General features: G+C 37.3%; 12 protein-coding genes. 3 read left to right on the forward strand and 9 right to left on the reverse strand.

Translation table 11 applies throughout. The features are described 5' to 3' along the window. Window positions 1-10: 10 nt before the first annotated feature. The 3 genes from ACE01N_RS06115 to ACE01N_RS06125 all read right to left on the reverse strand — a co-directional run bounded on the left by ACE01N_RS06115 (window position 11) and on the right by ACE01N_RS06125 (window position 3,927). Complete coding sequence (locus ACE01N_RS06115) at window positions 11-559, reverse strand: UpxY family transcription antiterminator (protein WP_380585854.1); 549 nt, start codon at window positions 557-559, stop codon at window positions 11-13. Window positions 560-656: 97 nt separating this feature from the next. Further along, window positions 657-3,125, reverse strand: coding sequence for a GumC family protein (locus ACE01N_RS06120; protein ID WP_380585856.1), 2,469 nt, complete (start codon window positions 3,123-3,125; stop codon window positions 657-659). A 1-nt stretch (window position 3,126) separates the two neighbouring features. Continuing rightward, on the reverse strand, window positions 3,127-3,927 hold the full coding sequence (locus ACE01N_RS06125) for a polysaccharide biosynthesis/export family protein (protein ID WP_380585858.1): 801 nt from the start codon (window positions 3,925-3,927) through the stop codon (window positions 3,127-3,129). 363 nt (window positions 3,928-4,290) lie between these two features. Between ACE01N_RS06125 and ACE01N_RS06130 the strand changes: the two genes are divergently transcribed. The 3 genes from ACE01N_RS06130 to ACE01N_RS06140 all read left to right on the forward strand — a co-directional run bounded on the left by ACE01N_RS06130 (window position 4,291) and on the right by ACE01N_RS06140 (window position 11,455). Then, the gene (locus ACE01N_RS06130) at window positions 4,291-5,328 is read left to right on the forward strand and encodes an o-succinylbenzoate synthase (protein WP_380585860.1); all 1,038 of its coding nucleotides are present in this window, start codon (window positions 4,291-4,293) and stop codon (window positions 5,326-5,328) included. Window positions 5,329-5,537: 209 nt separating this feature from the next. Then, on the forward strand, window positions 5,538-10,061 hold the full coding sequence (locus ACE01N_RS06135; protein ID WP_380585862.1) for a hypothetical protein: 4,524 nt from the start codon (window positions 5,538-5,540) through the stop codon (window positions 10,059-10,061). A 170-nt stretch (window positions 10,062-10,231) separates the two neighbouring features. Beyond that, entirely contained in the window at window positions 10,232-11,455 is a 1,224-nt protein-coding gene (locus tag ACE01N_RS06140; RefSeq protein ID WP_380585864.1) for a M16 family metallopeptidase, read from the forward strand. On the opposite strand, the gene ACE01N_RS06145 is transcribed toward ACE01N_RS06140, so the two are convergent. The 6 genes from ACE01N_RS06145 to ACE01N_RS06170 form a co-directional block, all read right to left on the reverse strand. Further along, window positions 11,456-11,743, reverse strand: coding sequence for a hypothetical protein (locus tag ACE01N_RS06145; RefSeq protein ID WP_380585866.1), 288 nt, complete (start codon window positions 11,741-11,743; stop codon window positions 11,456-11,458). A gap of 275 nt (window positions 11,744-12,018) precedes the next feature. Further along, complete coding sequence (locus ACE01N_RS06150; RefSeq protein WP_380585868.1) at window positions 12,019-12,561, reverse strand: STM3941 family protein; 543 nt, start codon at window positions 12,559-12,561, stop codon at window positions 12,019-12,021. Window positions 12,562-12,566: 5 nt separating this feature from the next. Next, window positions 12,567-13,667 (reverse strand): prolipoprotein diacylglyceryl transferase, encoded by a 1,101-nt coding sequence (gene lgt, locus ACE01N_RS06155; RefSeq protein WP_380585870.1) that lies wholly within the window; start codon window positions 13,665-13,667, stop codon window positions 12,567-12,569. A gap of 3 nt (window positions 13,668-13,670) precedes the next feature. After that, window positions 13,671-16,979, reverse strand: coding sequence for a preprotein translocase subunit SecA (gene secA / locus ACE01N_RS06160; RefSeq protein WP_380585872.1), 3,309 nt, complete (start codon window positions 16,977-16,979; stop codon window positions 13,671-13,673). 361 nt (window positions 16,980-17,340) lie between these two features. After that, on the reverse strand, window positions 17,341-17,898 hold the full coding sequence (locus ACE01N_RS06165; RefSeq protein ID WP_380585874.1) for a DUF4347 domain-containing protein: 558 nt from the start codon (window positions 17,896-17,898) through the stop codon (window positions 17,341-17,343). A gap of 250 nt (window positions 17,899-18,148) precedes the next feature. Further along, window positions 18,149-18,841 (reverse strand): T9SS type A sorting domain-containing protein (locus tag ACE01N_RS06170; RefSeq protein WP_380585876.1); only part of this gene is annotated, 693 nt, incomplete at its 5' end.

An 18,841-nucleotide genomic window follows, 5' to 3' on the forward strand; every position in this document is an offset into this window, starting at 1 on the left:
ATCTGTTAAACTAATCTTTCAGTTTCTGTAAAAACGCCCCGGCCACTTCTGCCTGAACCGCATATCCCAAAGGTTCGAGCCTCACCTGAAAATGTTGTTTCCCCTTTTTATACACTACCTCTCCTTTTGCCCCTTTCAAAGGACCTGCAGTAATCTCTACCATGTCTCCCTTTTCAATATCTGTCACAATAAGGTTTACATCGTTGGGGAGCTCTCTTAACATCAATTTCAACAGGTTAATTTCCCGTTCCGGAATTGGAGCAGCCTTGCCGTTAAATGTAACATATCGAATGGTATACGGTGTATTCAAAGCTTTGTAATATTCCTTTTCCGACACATAGACAAAAATGTAAGAAGGAATCAATGGCATTTCAACCATCTTCTTACGATCGCTCCATTGCCTTAATGTTTTTTTTAAAGGCAGATAAGCTTCTATCCCGTCCTCCTTCAGGTATTCAAATGCTTTTTTTTCAGCTCTAGAACGGGTATAAATAGCATGCCATGCATATTTGTTGCTTTTTCCGGTCATATCTTTACGCAGCTTCGCCTCCTCAGTCACAATTTACCGTTTCTGAGCAGGCTTTTTATTTATAAAAAAAGGTATTTCATTCAGGTTCAACCCAACATGAATTACCTTGATAATTTATATCGACAGGCTAAGCCTTTTCGTCCGATCCTGATTTATTATCTTCTTCCGATTCAATATACCCTTCGCCATAACCGTAACCGTAACCATAGCCATAACCATAGCCGTAACCGTAGCCATAACCATAGCCGTAACCATAACCACTGCCATATCTTCTGCCATATACATATCTTCCATAGCGGTAAGTACTCTTTTTCACCAGAATGTCATTTGCTATCACGGCAAGATTTGGAATTCCGTCTGCAGTAGCAGTTTCAAGATTATCTTTGAGCAACTGCTTAATGGTGTAATTGTGTCTTACAATGAATAAATTGATATCTGTAAAATGAGCCAGAAGGTAACCATCTGATACAATTCCTACCGGACTTGAGTCAATAATAATATAATCATAATGCTTTTTAAGCTCATCAAGTAATTCCCTGTTTTTCTCTGACCCGATTAACTCTCCCGGATTTGGAGGGACTGTTCCCGATACGATAACATCAAAAGGTAATCCTTCAGGTTTCTGAATGATCTCATCAAGGGTTACCTTGCCTATAAGATAATTTGAGATACCAGGAGTAGCATTAATGTCAAGATATTTTGCAATCCGGGGCTTTCTAAGGTCATATCCCAGAAGAACGGTCTTCTTACCCGACAATCCATAAATGCCGGCCATATTCAGAGACGTAAATGTTTTTCCTTCTCCCGGCATGGATGAAGTCACCAGCATCATCATCTTACCTTTGCCCTGGGCCATAAATTCCAGTCTGGTCCGGATCGTTCTGAATGCCTCAGAAACAGCCAGCTTAGGATATTTAACCGTAATTACTCTAGCCTGTTTCTTTGTATGCGGAATCATTCCTAACACAGGAACACTTGAGACCTTTTCAATATCATCCTTGCTTTGAATACGTGTATTGAAATAATCCTTCAGAATGATGTATAAAAACGGTAATCCAAGTCCTAATACGAGAGATATCAAAAAATTGATCCGCGATTTATTGGCATCAACCCGCGCCAGTATCATCGATTTATCCAGCACCAGGTTATCCGGTGTATTGGAAGCCTTTTGAATCTGTGCTTCAGAACGTTTCTGAAGCAGAAAAGTGTAATAACTGTCATTAACTGTAAATGTACGTTCAATCCCTAGCAAGGCACGTTCTGTAGCAGGTAAAATCTTAGCCTTGTCTTTAACCTCTTCCAAACGTTCATCCACATCTTTTATGGCAATATTTGTTTTTTCAATGACATTATCTGTAGTCTCTATTAGTGCTTCACGCACAGTTTCAATCTGCCTTGTTGTAGTCTCGGAAAGCGGGTTCTTATCCGTTAATAACAAACGTTTATTTTGCAATTCTGCAAACTGTTTTACCTGCTCTGTCAACAACGGTTCTGATATTCCCATTGTAGAAGGCGAAACAATATTACCGGCAGGCTGTTCGCTTTTCAGGTATTCAATCAGGTAATCATAATAACTATTCTGTAACAGAAGATTTGCCCTTTGTTCCTCCAGATTGTTTGCCTGATCGATCAATAGTTTAGCCTGTGCCGAAATATCCATTACCAGATTTTCAGATCGAAAATTTTGAAGCTTGGTTTCAGCCTTAGCCAATGAATCAGCAATATCACGCAATTGTTTATCTATAAACGCAATGGTCCGAATCGCTTCCTGATTTTTACGGGACAGGTTATCATCCAGAAACTCGGCAGTTAAACCGTCCAGAAAATCCTGATCCCGCCTCGGATTTGGGCCGGTAAGAGAAACTTCAACAATTGTGGATTCATCCATCACATAGTCGATGGACATCCTGCTGTTAAACTCTTTTACAATACTTTGCTTCGTTCTGTAATTAAACTTTATATCAATAGGATTTTTATCTGAATAATAAACCGGATCTCTTGTCACAATAAGTTTTATTCCCTTATGAACCAAAGGAATGCCATATCTCCCTTCTACAGAAAACCCCTCAAAAAAGTCATTCCCATCCGAGACAATTTTAAAGCGGTTATTGTCAATATTTCTGAAATAGTAAATCAGATTTATTGCAGTTGCCGGAACCGAATCAAAATGAATCACTACAGGGGAATTTTTATACAACGGCACTTCTCTGAAGGCATCCTTTGCATAATAATCCACTGAAAGATCCAGTGAATCCACGGCTTTTTCAATCAGTGAGAACGTTTGCAGAATAACCACCTGGTTGTTCACATTGGTATAACCTCCAAGACCATATCCCTGCATCACAGATTGTGCACCAATCAGGTTTGATTTTTTAAACTCTTCAATCAGCACTGTGGATCCCACCTTATAGGACGGGACAATCTTTTTATTGACAAAATAGGCAATACCACCCGCAATGACCACACCTAAAACAAACAGATACCAGTTAGCAAGGATTTTAATAATCCACTTTTTAATATTAATGCCTTCATCATCCTGTTCTATCTGCGGATAATATGGCTTATTATAACTATCTTCAGTAGATGTGTTCTTCATGCTAATTCAATGGTACGTTTGAGTAACTTAAAACTAAAATTAAAAAGGATAAAGAAGAAGTGATAGTTGAAAAGAGGTTTCCAAAATTATCAAACCGAAAGAACTGTCCTCTCATTTTCTCCACATATATAACATCATTCGGAACCACATAGTAAAATTCGGAACCGATAATATCCTCAGATCTGAGATCAAATTCCCTGACAACTGTTTCATCGCCAATATTCCGAATAATTTTTATCTGAGCTCTATCACCATAAGTACCTAAATCACCAGACATAGCTATGGCCTGAAAGATATTCATCTGTTCTTCATAAATCTCATATCTGCCGGGTGATTTAACATCGCCAATGATGCTGATGTACCGGTTCACCAATTTAACAGTAACTTTTGGCTGCTCCATTAGGTATTCATTCAGCACATCCATAATCTTCTTTCTAATCTCACGGGTTGTCATGCCCTCAACTTTTATTGTTCCTACATAAGGAAAATCAATGGTGCCGTCGTCATAAACCAGGTAGCTTAATAACGATAACGTTCTACCAACCATTGAACCACCTGAGATTTGTCGTGAAGTGGAAAGAAATCCCTGCTCCTCTTCCATCAATGGCTCAACATTTATATATAATTCATCACCGGGCTTAACAGTATAGTTTTCCGGCTTGTAATCTTCATATGATGGAATTTTTTTGTTGGGAGCCTGAAGATAAGTAATCTGCTTTTTAGTGACGCAAGAGGTAATGGATATCATTGCAAACAGGAGCAGAACCAAACTGCGGCCTTTTTTGAAAATAAACTTTCCCATTTATACTTTATTTTTCTAATAGCTTCATCTTGCTATATAAGGAACAAAAATAACAAAATTTCACGTTTTACTGTGGAATAACAAAAGGTTTGTGTCAATAGTTTTACCATGAATCAGCAAACCCCTTTTAAACAACAGATAAACAATTGATTAACATCTATCCAACAAGTTTTCAACATATAATGTTGATAAGTATGCAATTTCAGTTTTACACCGATTAGAAAATACATTCATCCATTTAATCCTAAGCTTCCAATACCATAGTTTTCAATCCTGGCAATTAACCAATCTGATACTTAATTATAAGTATATAATCTCCTATTAAGTAGTATTATTTGTTTATTTGTAAGCTAAATTTCAACCATGAAAGTAAGACTTCATAAACATACACTTGTTTTCCGCTTTCCGGCAGGAACGTCCCGCGGTGTTCTAAAAACTAAACCTGCCTGGCTTTTATTGTTTACATATGGAAATAAAAAAGGGATTGGTGAAATTTCACGGTTGCCGGGCTTAAGTTTTGATGAGAATTCTGAATTTGAAAACAGGCTTTATCGGGTAATTGAAAATATTAACTCAGGCAAAGACCTAAATAGCATACTAAATGATCTTATATATTGGCCTTCCATACATTTTGCTGTTGAAACCGGACTTAAAGATTTAAGATCAGAACATCATACTTTTGTTGACAATTGGTTCACTCAAGGGAAAGATGGCATCCCAATAAATGGATTGATATGGATGGGCGATAAAGCCTGGATGACAAGGCAGATAGATAATAAACTTTCAAAAGGTTTCAATTGCTTAAAGATGAAAATTGGTGCCATTGACATCAACACCGAACTGAATATCCTTAAAAACATAAGAAAACGATACTCTGCCGATAAACTTGAATTAAGGGTAGATGCAAACGGGGCATTCTCTGAGAAAAATGTGATGCTCATTCTTGATAAACTGGCCGGCTTAAAAATTCATTCCATTGAACAACCTGTAAAATCAGGACAACCGGAACTGATGCAAAAAATCTGCGCCAACACCCCTGTTCCTGTGGCACTTGACGAAGAACTGATCGGAATTTTTGACTTTGAACAACAGCAAGAACTACTTTCATATGTTTCACCACAATATATTATATTAAAACCAGGCTTGCAGGGAGGTTTTGAAATTTGCGAAACATGGATGAATATTGCTGATCATCTGAATATAAAGTACTGGGTCACCTCCTCACTTGAGTCAAATATTGGTTTGAATGCAATTGCCCAATGGACCTCAACTCTTGGTATCAGAATTCACCAGGGACTTGGAACAGGTAGTCTCTACGAAAATAATTTTGAATCACCTCTTTATATCCGGAATGACAAACTTTGGTTTAACCCAGACCATGTTTTTTCATTAAACATCTAAACATGATATATACATTTTGACTCAATCTTTTTATGTTGATATTAATCTCACAAACCCAAAAACAAATAAATAATCATACATTATATTAATGCATAGTACACATTTAAATAAATTATCTTCTTTTATTGTAATTTTTATATTAATTTTGTTTAAATTATATTTAACCACCTTAAGGAGACCATTTAGGTTAAACGTTAAATTTGCATTATATGAAAACATCACTACCTCTTTTAATAACAATATTGTTGTTCATAAAATCAATTTCTGCAGATGCCCAGAACTGCGATTCAGTAACAACTTTGTCGGGTATTGTACCCTATGTGGTTGAAGGTAATCCAACGGCCTGTACATTAGGAAATAATCCCGGCTTTAAAATTGATGGCTACTATGAAGGGACATTCTACATGCAGAATGATTCTGTTGCTTCTTTTTACAGCTGTAGCGATGAAAATGAATTTTCATTCAACAATACCTGGATAAAAGTAAAAAAGACAGGTTATAACGAACATCAGAGTTTCTCGTTTGAGACCTCCCCCGGACTTTCTATTGAAAAAGTAATCGTTAAAGGCGGTTCTCTGAATAATTTAAAATCCACAGAAATAACTGATGCCAACAGTGCGGCTAACATTTATGACTATTCAGGATTATCCATTTCTTCTGATACCGGCTTGCACGCTCCCATGAAAGCTGATTGTAAGTACTATGACATCAGCCACATAGACTTTGTACTGTCTCAATCTGTTGACGTATCGCATACTGCAACTTACAGTTGTGTAAGCGAAAAGACCTGGGCAATTGATGAAGAAGCTGTACAGGACACAATATTAACATTTCCCGGAGGATCATATTCACCTGAGTTTATTACAACCGCCATCCAAACAGGTATTGTAAGCAAAACATGTGAAATTACAGGAGAGATATCGGTACACAATACCTTACAGATGGCATTAACAATTGATTCATTATTACCCATTGCTGAAGGCATAAGTATAAAGAGCATTACATACAACAGGGTTGTACCATGTATTCTTAAACCCGATGAAAGTATTCATTGTAAGTATACTGCATCAGTATCTGAAAACGTACCGGAAGAAATCGGATTTAAAGTTTTTGGCCAGGCACCTGTAAATCCGGAACAAACACAAACTACGCTTATTCCATCAGAAAATTCTGAAATTCTGAACGATACGGTTTCGGTCTACAGAAATGGACAATTTCTTGGACGCATTTCGGATAGTTTCTCGTGGACAAATTCGGACAACTATACCTATCATGAGCAGGAATCATCAGTTTTCAAATCTTCAACAGCAATTATCTCTGAGACAGGAGATACGGATACTGATTCTGTATTAATAATGGTAAGCATACCTGACATTACGGTATTAACCAATACATCCTTTGAAAGAACAAATCACTGGTCAATTGAAAAAACAGTGTCTGAAGATACTCTTGAAATGATTACCGGTGCCTCTGAAGAAGTAAGCTATACTGTTTCTGTTAAGAAAGATTCAGCCACACTAGGCTATCTTGTTGAAGGCTTAATTACAGTTGTTAATCCTCTTAAAGAAAGTAACCTGACAGGACAACTTACGGCATCCATTGATCGCACTGATGCTGAAATAGTTGGCGTATCCAATAATAACTCATTTATAGTTAACCCGGATCAGACAAAAGTATTTCCATTTACTTTAAGGCTTGATAAAGAGCCGGATAATCCGATATTATCGGTAAGATTAATATCAGGCGGCATTACCTATGGTAAAGAAAGTGCGATAACCTTGCCGCAAAATATGATGATGGTATCTGAGGTCAATGATATTATAAATGTTACAGACAGCTATGCCAATATGGCCTGGTACAATGTTTCGGAAGATTGTGAATGGACGTATAACCGTACTATCAGCGAAAAGCTCCAGGGTGATGCACAAGTTTCGGAAGGAACACTTACATTTGATGTTGACAACACAGCAACAATTGCAGAAACCGGACAGAGCGACGATGCCACGGTGAATGTAACCTACTATTTTCCTGTTGTTGAACAAACTACAGTAACCTCATTCAACAGGGATTCTGAGTGGGATTTAACGGTAACTTCTGATCCTGAGGTGAACCAGTTCCCGTCGGATCAGACAGACGTTACGTATACAATTAAAGCTGATAAGAATTATACGGATAGTAAATTTCAGGTAACAGGCACGGTGTCTGTTACAAATCCATCTGAGAAAGAACCAATGATTATGATCGTATCAGATATTTTTAATGGTTCCGAAGTTGAATTTAATGAAATTGCACCTGGGGATACTGTCGTTCTACAGCCGGGAGAAACCATTGATCTAACCTATACGTATACGACTGACCAGAAGCCTATCGATCAGCAAAACACTGTAATTATTGAGATAAATGACCAACAGACTTCAGATGTTTTAAACCAAACATTAAATGAAGAGGATGCAATAATATCTGAAACAAATGGTTCAGTTGCTATCAGTGATACATTTGGAACTGTTACTGAAGAACCTATAAATGAGAGTACTATAATGACAGTTACGCGCAGCTTTGACACTCCGGTTCTGAGTGAGTCCGATTATATAGATGGAAAACAGAGCAGTTCAGTTACTGATATATTTACCATGGATGAATATAATATTTCCAGTGAAGTAACGACCACTGTAAATTATTATATTCCTACCATGTCAAAAACTGTTGCGACTGATAAAATACTCTCGTATGACTGGACGATTTCAAAATCGGCTTCGGTAGATGAGTTAAACCTGATGGCAGGTGAAGAATCAGCTATTGATTATACGATTTCGGTCGATAAGACCGGATCAATGACCTATTATGCCATAAAAGGAACTGTTTATATTACCAATACCAATCCTGATGATTATCTGTTTGTAACCGTTATGGAACAGGTTAATGGCAGCCAGGTTATGCTTGAGGGTGCTAACATGTATGGTTACGCTACTATTCCTCCTGCCAGCACAAGCGAATTCACTTATACATTAACTTCCGCTGAAAAGCCGGCTGATGGTATGGCTATTACATTCATGGCAAATGCGTATACAGATCAGGTAAAATCGGTGACGTATAGTTTTAATAGTATTAATAACATCACGGCAATAGAGAATGATACTGTGACTGTTACAGATTCATATGGCAATATGGTTTGGAATGATGTGGATACATCTGCAGTTTTTACATATAGCAGACCTGTTTACACATATGATCTCATTCAATCCGACTTCATGAATGGAATTTATAATTATACATTGCCTAATACCGCAAAAATTATTGAAGTCAACAAGTCGGCTTCTGCAAGTGTAAAAATTAACTGTTATGCTCCGGTTGTTTCGCAGAATACCATTGGAACATTTGAAAGAAGCTGTAACTGGAGTGTAAATAAAACAAGCGACTCCACAAACTATACGGTAACACAGGGTGAAACTGTTGATATCCCGTTTGAGGTTAAAGTTGATGCAACCGTCAGTGATGATAATTACAGCATGGACGGAACCATTCATGTCTACAATCCTCACCCGACAGAAGTGATGTCAGTGGAATTATCTGATTTATTTAATTATGAGCAGATCCCGCTGGAACAATCTGTCATTCAGATAGACCCGGTATCGACGAAAAGCATCAGTTTCAGTCTTTTATTAAACGAGGCACAGAATGGATATAACAGTGTTATAGCGCAGCTGAACGGAATTTCTTTTACATCCCTTCAAAACGTAACATACAATGCGCCAGCTGATGTTAAAAACGGTACAGTTACCATTTTTGATAGTATGCTGGAATCGCCGCTCGGAGACGTGACGTACAGCGATCAGCTCCCGGTATATTTTAATTATGTCATTTCAAAAGGACCGGACTTCTCAGGTGAAACTGAATCAATACAGAACATAGTTACCATATCTGGTGATAATGATACAATTATAACAACTTCTACCTGTGAAGTTTTAATTACGGTTGAACCAGATAACGGAACTGATCCCGAACCGGATCCTGATCCGGAACCAACCGGAGCAGGCTGTACCTTAACACCCGGATACTGGAAAACGCATTCATCAGAATCGGGTAAATATGATATAAAATGGACCAATTTACCTGATCTGGATCAGGATGGAAACAATGAATATGAAAAAGAAATATTCTACACAAGTGACATGACTTACCTTGAAGTCATCTCCAGTCCTACTGTCAGCAGCTGTTATATTATTCTGGGTCGTGCATTTGGCGCAGCATATTTAAATATACTTGCAGGTTCAGATCCTTCCGCTGTTACAGATGAAATTTCACAGGCTATGGAACTATTATCGGGTTATAGTATTGAAACTGCAGAAGAAGCAAGGGAAATATTTTTATCCGTGGCGTCAACACTCGACAAATACAATAATGGTATTATTGGTCCGGGGCACTGCGATGACACTGACCGTAACAGCACAACTACGATTGAGACAAACCTGGATCAGAGTGTAAATCTTTGTACTTATCCAAATCCATCGGAAGGAGAAGTATATTTCAATATTAATCTGACCGAAAGTGCACACGTAAGGCTTGAGGTATATGATTCACTGGGCAATCTGCTGGATGTACTTTTTGACGCATACATCGATACAGATGATATCAGAAACATAGAAATTCCGTTCTTCAAAGAACCTTCGCGCATATATTTCTATAGACTGATAGTAAATGGCGAGATCTATAACGGCTCTCTTTTACCACAATAAATATATTGATTTTAAAAATTAGTTGCATTAATTCTGAAGCCCATTCACCGCAATAAAGGTGGGTGGGTTTCTGCTTTTACATAATGAGAGGTGATATGAATTGTGAGTATCAGGTTGTTTTAGTTAACAGAGTAATTCAAACATAAAAATCATGTATATTTGCGCCACTTATGTCAGAATATCATTTAGAAACATTATCTAACGGAATCAGGGTTGCACATCTGCCCTACCAGTCCAACGTTGCATACTGCGGCATTGTCATGAACTGTGGCTCATCAAGCGAAGGCCCCGAAGAATATGGCATTGTACATTTTATTGAGCACATGCTTTTTAAAGGAACGGCCAAACGTAAAAACCTTCAGATTTTAAACAGGCTGGAAAATATTGGTGGTGAAATAAATGCATATACAACAAAAGAAGAAACGTTTATTTATGCAGCATTCCCAAAGGAGTTTCTTGCACGCGCCACAGAGTTAATGGCAGATATCACATTTAATTCCACATTTCCTGAAACTGAGATATATAAAGAAAAGGATGTTGTTCTGGATGAGATTAATTCCTATAAGGATTCTCCATATGAATCCATCCACGATGATTTTGAAGACCTGATATTCAAGGATCATCCGTTGGGACACAACATTCTTGGAACAGAAGAAACACTGGAAGCATTTACATCACAGGATTTAAGCAGGTTTATTAAAACGAATTACCATACTAATCAAATGGTTTATTTTGTGATGGGCGACTATAGTTTCAAACGTGTATACGGTACGGCAGCAAAATACTTTGATATATATCCTGCAAACAAAGGAAAACCTTTAAGAAACGGGCATTATACTTACCGGCCGGTTCATTCATCCATGAACCAGGAAACATATCAGGTTCATTATATTACAGGTAATGTCGCACCAGGTATTTATGATGAAAACAGACATTCTGTTTATCTTCTGAATAATATTTTAGGCGGACCCGGATTAAATTCAAGGCTAAATCTTAATCTCAGGGAAAAAAACGGAATTGCTTATAATATTGAATCTAATTATACCCCATTTACGTCAAATGGATTAATTACAATATATTTCGGATCAGACAAACGAAACCTGAAGAAATCTGAACGTATTATTCAGGCTGAATTAAAAAGGCTCCGGGAAAACCCGTTATCCGTTAATCAGCTAAATATTGCAAAACGTCAACTTACCGGACAGTTGGCCATTGGAACAGAAAACAGGGAAAATCATTTTTTAACGTTCGGTAAAAGTATTCTGCATTACAATAAATTCGATTCATTTACAGAATTAGTTGAAAAGATTCAATCCATTACCTCGCTGCAATTGCAGGAAACTGCAAATGAGATTTTTGACAAAAAACATCTCAGCAGTCTGATAATAAAATAATTATTTCAATTGTTCATCCCTTTGAAGAAGGTAAAATATCGATGACACCGGAGGAAATACCAGCATTGTGATAATCCAGAATAATTTATTGGGAATTTCATTTAAAACAATATCACGAATTATCAGGATCAGATTGACGATCAACAACAGGACACCAATAAAAATCAACACATCGGCATAAGGCCAAAACAGTATTTTGGCAAATATTCCCACAGATGATATCAAAATAACCCCAAGGGTCAATGTCCATAGAAATTTTGAAGGTAGAGGATTCGGTAACATTTTCATTAAAATTAATAATTAAAGGTAAATTGAGTTTAATTCATAACAGCACTTTTAATATTAAAGAGCTAATAAATCAGAATTTAGTTAAGTTATACTTTACCTTCCTTGTAAGATTCATAGGATTTTTTTCAAAAAAACAAGTTTAAGGCATACTTACATAACAGGTGTAAATATATAAATTATTTCTTTTTTGATGCAAGATTTTAATACAGAATTAATGCAAGCCTAAAACTTATTCTGTATATGTCAATATAAATGCGAATATCAAATACAGGATTTTATCCGTTGGGGCTTTTTTTAAGGTGCTTTTTCAAAAGTTCTTCAAAGTCTGCAACAGATATTTGAAGTTCATTCATTGCAATGCTGAGTGGAGTTTTATAGGTCTGCATATTCATCTTCATAAGCCTTTTTCTCATCCGCCCCATTTCACGTTCTATGATTTCCTCAGGATTTTTAATCATAAGAAGGATAAAATAATTCCCTTTAACCTTTACCCTTGAAAAAGTTTTAATTTCTTTCCACAATACAGTTCCTGAATCCTGATTTTTAACATTATAAACCAGACCTTTATCTGTAAAAATATACGCAGGCGTTTTATTGATCAGCCGTTTTAGATTCATGAACAGACCATATCCGAAGAACAAAACCATAAATGCACCAATAGCCACATTAGCTCCAACTGAGCCACCATTGTGAACAAGGTTCTCCGCATTATATATGAGATAACCTCCTGCAATAATAAACACAAATGATCCGATGGCAAATAACCACGATCTGTTACGTGTATATTCTATGGCTCTTTGAGTTACATTTTGTTCCATGTTTTTTAGTTTTCTCTGGTTTTTGACATAAAGGGACGAATAACAAGTATTATTCCGGCAATGATAAATGGTATACTGAGCCACTGTCCCATATTTAATGACATACCTTTTTCAAAATTGACCTGATTTTCTTTAACAAATTCAATCACAAAACGAGATAAAAATGTTATAATCAAGAATATACCAAACAGTAATCCTTTCTTTTCAGCCAGGTTCGTTTTATAATAAAGAAACATTAAGAGGACAAATCCAAATAAATAACAAAGTGATTCATAAATTTGCGTAGGATGTTTTGGAATCACAAATGCCGGAAAAGAAGCCATCCAATGCCCCTTAAATATTTTAAGTTCAGGATTTACGTCAGGTTCAACATAAACATTTGTCTCCGCTCCATCTTCCTTTATATATTTATTCAGTGCATTTTTAATGATATACCTGGCTATTGCATCAGCCTGCTTCTCGTCAGAGATGCCCTGTTTAAGAGTTACGTTAAACATTACAGGCCACGATTCTCCACCATCAGGTGAATCACCATCAACTTTTTCAACGTTGTAATCATCAACAAATTTTGCCAATTCACTTCCATCTTCAAGCATATGTGCGAAACGTGTATCTTTAAGATATACAACCCCAAATTTTGAATCGGTTGGATATCCGTATATTTCACTATTCATTAAGTTACCGAAACGAATGAGCGCAGCAGTCAGCGCCACCCCCAAAACTATTCGATCCAATACCCAGAAAACACTTCGCTTTGAAACTTTTTTTGAAAATACGATCAGGGCAAGTAATACACCAAGCGCACCACCATGACTGGCAAGACCTCCCTCCCATATTTTTAGTATCTCAATGGGATGAGTTAAATAATAATGTGGCTGATAAAAAAGACAATGTCCTAAACGCGCTCCTACAACTGTGCCGACTATCGTATAAATAAAAAGTTTTTCGACCCATTCTTCAGGTAATTTTTCACGTTTTACAATGTCTGAAAAAATTTTATAACCAATATAAAAACCGATCCCGAACATTAATCCGTAATACCGGACATGTAAGGGACCAATAGAAAAAATTTCGGGATCAACATTCCATAAAATAAAACCAAGCATATTTTAAGCTTCTTTACCGTGACATTGTTTGTATTTTTTACCACTTCCACAAGGACACGGATCATTTCGGCCAACCTTCTTGTCTACCCGTACAGGTTGAGCCTTAGGTTTGGGCTGGTCTGAATCATTCCCTCCCGAACGGCCACCTGAAGCTACCTCATCCTTTCTGGTATTATATTTACTCATATCACTTCTGCGTTCTACAGCTTCTCTTACCTGATCAGGCTCCCTTGTAGGTATTTGTGCTCTCATCAATGTGGTGACTGCATTTTTGTTAACCTCACCAATCATTGTTTTAAAGAGGTTAAATGATTCAAACTTATAAATAAGCAAAGGATCTTTCTGCTCGTAAGTTGCATTTTGAACCGATTGTCTTAAATCATCAAGCTCCCTCAGGTGTTCTTTCCACTCTTCATCGATATACAACAGAAGAATATTCTTTTCCAGACTCCTGATAATTTCCTTGCAGTCGTTTTTATAAGCACGTTCGAGGTTTGCACTTATCTGAAACATCCTTTTTCCATCAGAAATAGGAACCATAATGTTGGTATACTGCTCTCCCTTTGATTCATAAACATTCCGGATAACAGGTGTGGCAGTAGTTGCAATTTTATCCTGTTTACGCTTATAGGTGTCAATGATCTGTGCATATGTTTTATCGAAAAGATCACCTTTTGACATTCCCACAAACTCATCCTCACTTACAGGCAAATCAACTGCAAAAATCCTGAATAGTTCCATTCTCAGTCCTTCGTAGTCGGTGGCATCATGATAATCATTCACCAAACCCTCGGCTGTATCATAGAGCATATTTGCTATTTCAACGCCCATGCGTTCACCTAAAAGAGCATGTTTACGTTTGGTATAAATCACCTCACGTTGCGAATTCATCACATCATCATATTCCAGCAGACGTTTACGAATACCAAAGTTATTTTCTTCTACTTTTCTCTGAGCACGTTCTATGGATTTCGAGATCATTGAATGCTGAATTACTTCACCATCTTCCAGTCCCAGACGGTCCATGATCTTTACGATACGGTCACTTGAAAATAATCGCATCAAATCATCTTCCAGAGACACATAAAACTGTGATGATCCCGGATCTCCCTGACGACCGGCACGACCCCGCAGCTGTCTGTCTACACGACGTGACTCATGCCGCTCTGTACCAATGATAGCCAAACCACCGGCTTCTTTAACTTTTGGGCTCAACTTAATATCGGTACCACGACCGGCCATGTTCGTAGCAATCGTCACCATTCCTTCGTTACCGGCATGTGCAACAATATCTGCTTCTTTCTGATGCAGTTTTGCATTAAGCACGTTGTGATTTATGCCCCGAATCTTTAACATTCTGCTGAGCAATTCAGAAATCTCTACCGATGTAGTACCTACAAGAACAGGACGTCCTGCTTTCGTAAGCTCAACGATTTCTTCTGCTACTGCATTATATTTTTCACGTTTTGTTTTATAAACTTTATCTTCACGGTCATCCCTTACAATGGGCTTGTTGGTTGGAATTACCACCACATCCAGTTTATAGATATCCCATAATTCACCTGCTTCCGTTTCAGCCGTACCTGTCATACCTGCCAGTTTTTCATACATCCTGAAATAATTCTGCAGGGTGATTGTGGCCATTGTTTGCGTCGCAGCTTCAACTTTAACGCGTTCCTTTGCTTCTATGGCCTGATGCAGCCCGTCAGAATAACGGCGTCCTTCCATAATACGACCGGTCTGCTCATCAACAATCTTTACCTTGTTGTCGATGACCACGTACTGATCATCCCTTTCAAACATTGAATAAGCCTTTAAGAGCTGGGTAACGGTATGAACACGTTCAGACTTAACCGCATAGTCCTGTAAAAGCTGATCTTTCTGAGCAACCTTTGCTTCTTCCTTTAGATCCTTGTTTTTCTCAATTTCAGCAATGGTATCTCCAATATTAGGAAGGATAAAAAAGTTAGGATCATCTGAATCACCTGTCAGAATATCTATCCCCTTATCTGTAAGCTCAACGGAATTTAATTTTTCATCTATCACAAAGAACAAAGGATCCGTAACAACATGCATGTTCTTCATGTTTTCCTGCATATACAGGTTTTCTGTCTTCAGCATTCGGGCCTTAATCCCCTGTTCACTCAGGAACTTAATTAAAGGTTTATATTTTGGATATCCTTTATAGGCCCTGTACAAAAGCAACGATCCTTCATCCTGGACTTTCGAATCTTCTGATGAAAGTTTTTGTTTTGCATCTGTTAAAAGCTGCGTTACCATTTGCCGCTGCTGAGCTACGAGTTTTTCAACTCTGGGCTTCAATTCCTCAAATTGCTGATCATTACTTTTAGGAACAGGCCCCGAAATAATCAACGGTGTTCTTGCATCATCAATAAGTACTGAGTCAACCTCATCCACGATGGCATAATGATGTTTACGCTGCACAAGTTCAGAAGGATTAAATGCCATATTGTCACGCAGATAATCAAATCCGAACTCATTATTCGTTCCGAAGGTGATATCTGCCTGGTAAGCTTTTCTTCGGCTTTCTGATCCTGGCTGATGTTTGTCAATACAATCCACACTTAAACCATGAAACTGGTAAAGCGGTCCCATCCATTCCGAGTCACGTTTTGCAAGATAATCGTTTACGGTTACCACATGAACTCCCCTGCCAACAAGTGCATTTAAAAATACGGGTAAGGTAGCGACCAAAGTTTTACCTTCACCAGTTGCCATCTCTGCAATTTTTCCCTGATGTAAAACAACACCACCGATTAACTGAACTTCATAGTGAACCATATCCCAGGTAATCGTATTACCACCTGCAACCCATGTATTGTGCCAGATAGCATAATCACCTTCAATATCTACAAAATCAAATTTAGCAGCTAAGTCACGATCAAATTGAGTAGCTTTAACTTTTATGGTTTCATTTTCCTTAAACCGCCTGGCGGTCTCTTTGACAACTGAAAAGACTTCAGGAAGCATGTCTTCAAGCAGTTCTTTTTCTTTTTCCCAAATCTTTTTCTCCAGATCGTCTATTTCATCATAGAGTTTTTCTCTCTCCTCGTATGCAACGGAATCTTCATCTATTTGTTCCCGTAACGATTCAATTCGTGTTCTCTCTTCCTCAGAAACATCTTTAAGCTTCTGTTTTATTTCAGTTGTTTTATTTCGTAACGCATCATCATTAAGTTTTTCGATTTCCGGATATACCTCTTTTATTTTTGTAACAAAAGGCATTAACTGACGAATATCCCTGTCAGATTTGTTACCAAAAAACTTTGAGAGCACTGTATTTATTGCCATTGGTTTTTGTGATTTTTTTGAACAGACGCAAATTTAACGGTTTTATTTGAATGAGCGCTGCCCGAATGTTCATAAATCCTTTAATACTTGCATCTGTTTTAACAAATACCATTCCACAAATTATCACGGTTAAATCTCCGAAATTAAATCCATGCGAAATAACAAATATATACATCACTAAATCAAAACGTTACAAAACTTAAAACTTAGAATATGATGATCACTTCATAAAATCCACATCTGCCATATTTAACAAAATGTCAGATTAATTAACCTTTGGGTGTCATAAATGAAAAAAGGAAGAATCCAACAGAATCCCTCCCCTTTCTATATTCAAACAGGCAATATCTTATTCCTCTATCTAAAAGTTTTGAGGATAGTCCTTTAATGCATCTTCATTAAAAATTGGTTCAAATACTAACTCAGAATTCGTCTGATATTCCAATCCCCAGTCGCCACCCTCATTTTCACCTGCAGTTGCGGTCTCTGAAGCAGCCACACTTAAATTTGTCAGTTCTGAAATTTTATTTAAAACAGCTTTTCCATTTTCGCAACTGGCAAAATTTGAACCGTAAAACAGCAGTGATATTTCTTTGTTTTTTAATAGTTTTAAATCGAATAAATCAGATATGGAATTTTCATCATAGGCTGTGCCGTTAAGTACTAATTTCCCTTCTTTTACGGGCAATAACAGATGAACCTGTTTGATATTCTGATTTGTGCTGGTAATCCTGTATATCTCAAACCACAATTCAGTTTCGCTATTGACCATTAGAACCTCCGCTTCTCTTAATATTGAATGCTTTAATAAATCTACATCCTGAATACTCTCGTCAATGACCACAAGATCTTTAGTCTGGGCTGTTACGCTCAAACCTGCACTTATAAGCAGCAACCATAGGGATATTAGATTCTTCATGACTTCTTAATTTTATGAATTGACTTTTTAATTAATGCTATGAGCTGTAAATATACAATATATCACCCTAAAAACCTAATTTTATTTAACTTTAATTATACTTAAATTAACAATAAATTAATTTAACCTAATCTAAAACCCTCATATTTTTTTAAAAAATACAGATGTTCCGATAGGGACTATTTGTTTTGCATAGAACAAAAAAAGGAGGTATTCACAGAACACCTCCTGTAAAATTATGCAACAATATTTATTGTTTTATGAGTTTCATATTTGCAATTGCTTCAGAATTCTGGATAATCCGGATCAGATATATTCCTGCTGGCTGATCGCTGATATCAATCCTTTCTTTTCCTACACATCCCTCTGTACGCTGAACCATTTTGCCATTCAGACTATAGACAGCCAGGCTGAAAGACTGAGTATTATCCACATTTACTGTTGCTGTTCCATGACCTATTGACGGATAAAGGTTTACACTAACCAATGATACTGAATGAATCGCTTCGGCTGATCCAAATGGAGTCGGATCTTCATCATCCAATATACCATCATTATCGTCGTCCGGGTCATTCAGATCACTGATTTTATCACCATCATTATCCAGTGGTATTGATTTCAAATCGAACGGATTTGTTCCATTATCAATCTCATCCTGATCCGAATAACCATCATTATCATCATCGGTATCCGCATTATTTCCAATGCCATCGTTATCACTATCAGCAAATTCTGTGGCATCCATAGGGAATTCATCCTCTGAGTCAATAACACCATCGTTATCATCATCATTATCGTTCAGGTCACTCACCTTATCGCCATCGTTATCAGCCGGTACTGATTCTGAATCCAGCGGATCGGTGTCATTGGCAATCTCATCTGCATCGCTGTAACCATCGCCGTCGTCGTCAGTGTCCGCATTATCACCTATACCATCATTATC

It is taken from the genome of Quyinboa ferrireducens (genome assembly GCF_042436675.1).
GTDB lineage: Bacteria > Bacteroidota > Bacteroidia > Bacteroidales > UBA5342 > JBHJHP01.

What these genes read in the sequence shown, in the direction of transcription:
- ACE01N_RS06165 (WP_380585874.1), bottom strand. Translation starts at nt 17,898, where the DNA reads ATGAAGAATCTAATATCCCTATGGTTGCTGCTTATAAGTGCAGGTTTG.
- ACE01N_RS06130 (WP_380585860.1), top strand. Translation starts at nt 4,291, where the DNA reads ATGAAAGTAAGACTTCATAAACATACACTTGTTTTCCGCTTTCCGGCA.
- ACE01N_RS06120 (WP_380585856.1), bottom strand. Translation starts at nt 3,125, where the DNA reads ATGAAGAACACATCTACTGAAGATAGTTATAATAAGCCATATTATCCG.
- secA (WP_380585872.1), bottom strand. Translation starts at nt 16,979, where the DNA reads ATGGCAATAAATACAGTGCTCTCAAAGTTTTTTGGTAACAAATCTGAC.
- ACE01N_RS06140 (WP_380585864.1), top strand. Translation starts at nt 10,232, where the DNA reads ATGTCAGAATATCATTTAGAAACATTATCTAACGGAATCAGGGTTGCA.
- lgt (WP_380585870.1), bottom strand. Translation starts at nt 13,667, where the DNA reads ATGCTTGGTTTTATTTTATGGAATGTTGATCCCGAAATTTTTTCTATT.
- ACE01N_RS06145 (WP_380585866.1), bottom strand. Translation starts at nt 11,743, where the DNA reads ATGAAAATGTTACCGAATCCTCTACCTTCAAAATTTCTATGGACATTG.
- ACE01N_RS06135 (WP_380585862.1), top strand. Translation starts at nt 5,538, where the DNA reads ATGAAAACATCACTACCTCTTTTAATAACAATATTGTTGTTCATAAAA.
- ACE01N_RS06150 (WP_380585868.1), bottom strand. Translation starts at nt 12,561, where the DNA reads ATGGAACAAAATGTAACTCAAAGAGCCATAGAATATACACGTAACAGA.
- ACE01N_RS06125 (WP_380585858.1), bottom strand. Translation starts at nt 3,927, where the DNA reads ATGGGAAAGTTTATTTTCAAAAAAGGCCGCAGTTTGGTTCTGCTCCTG.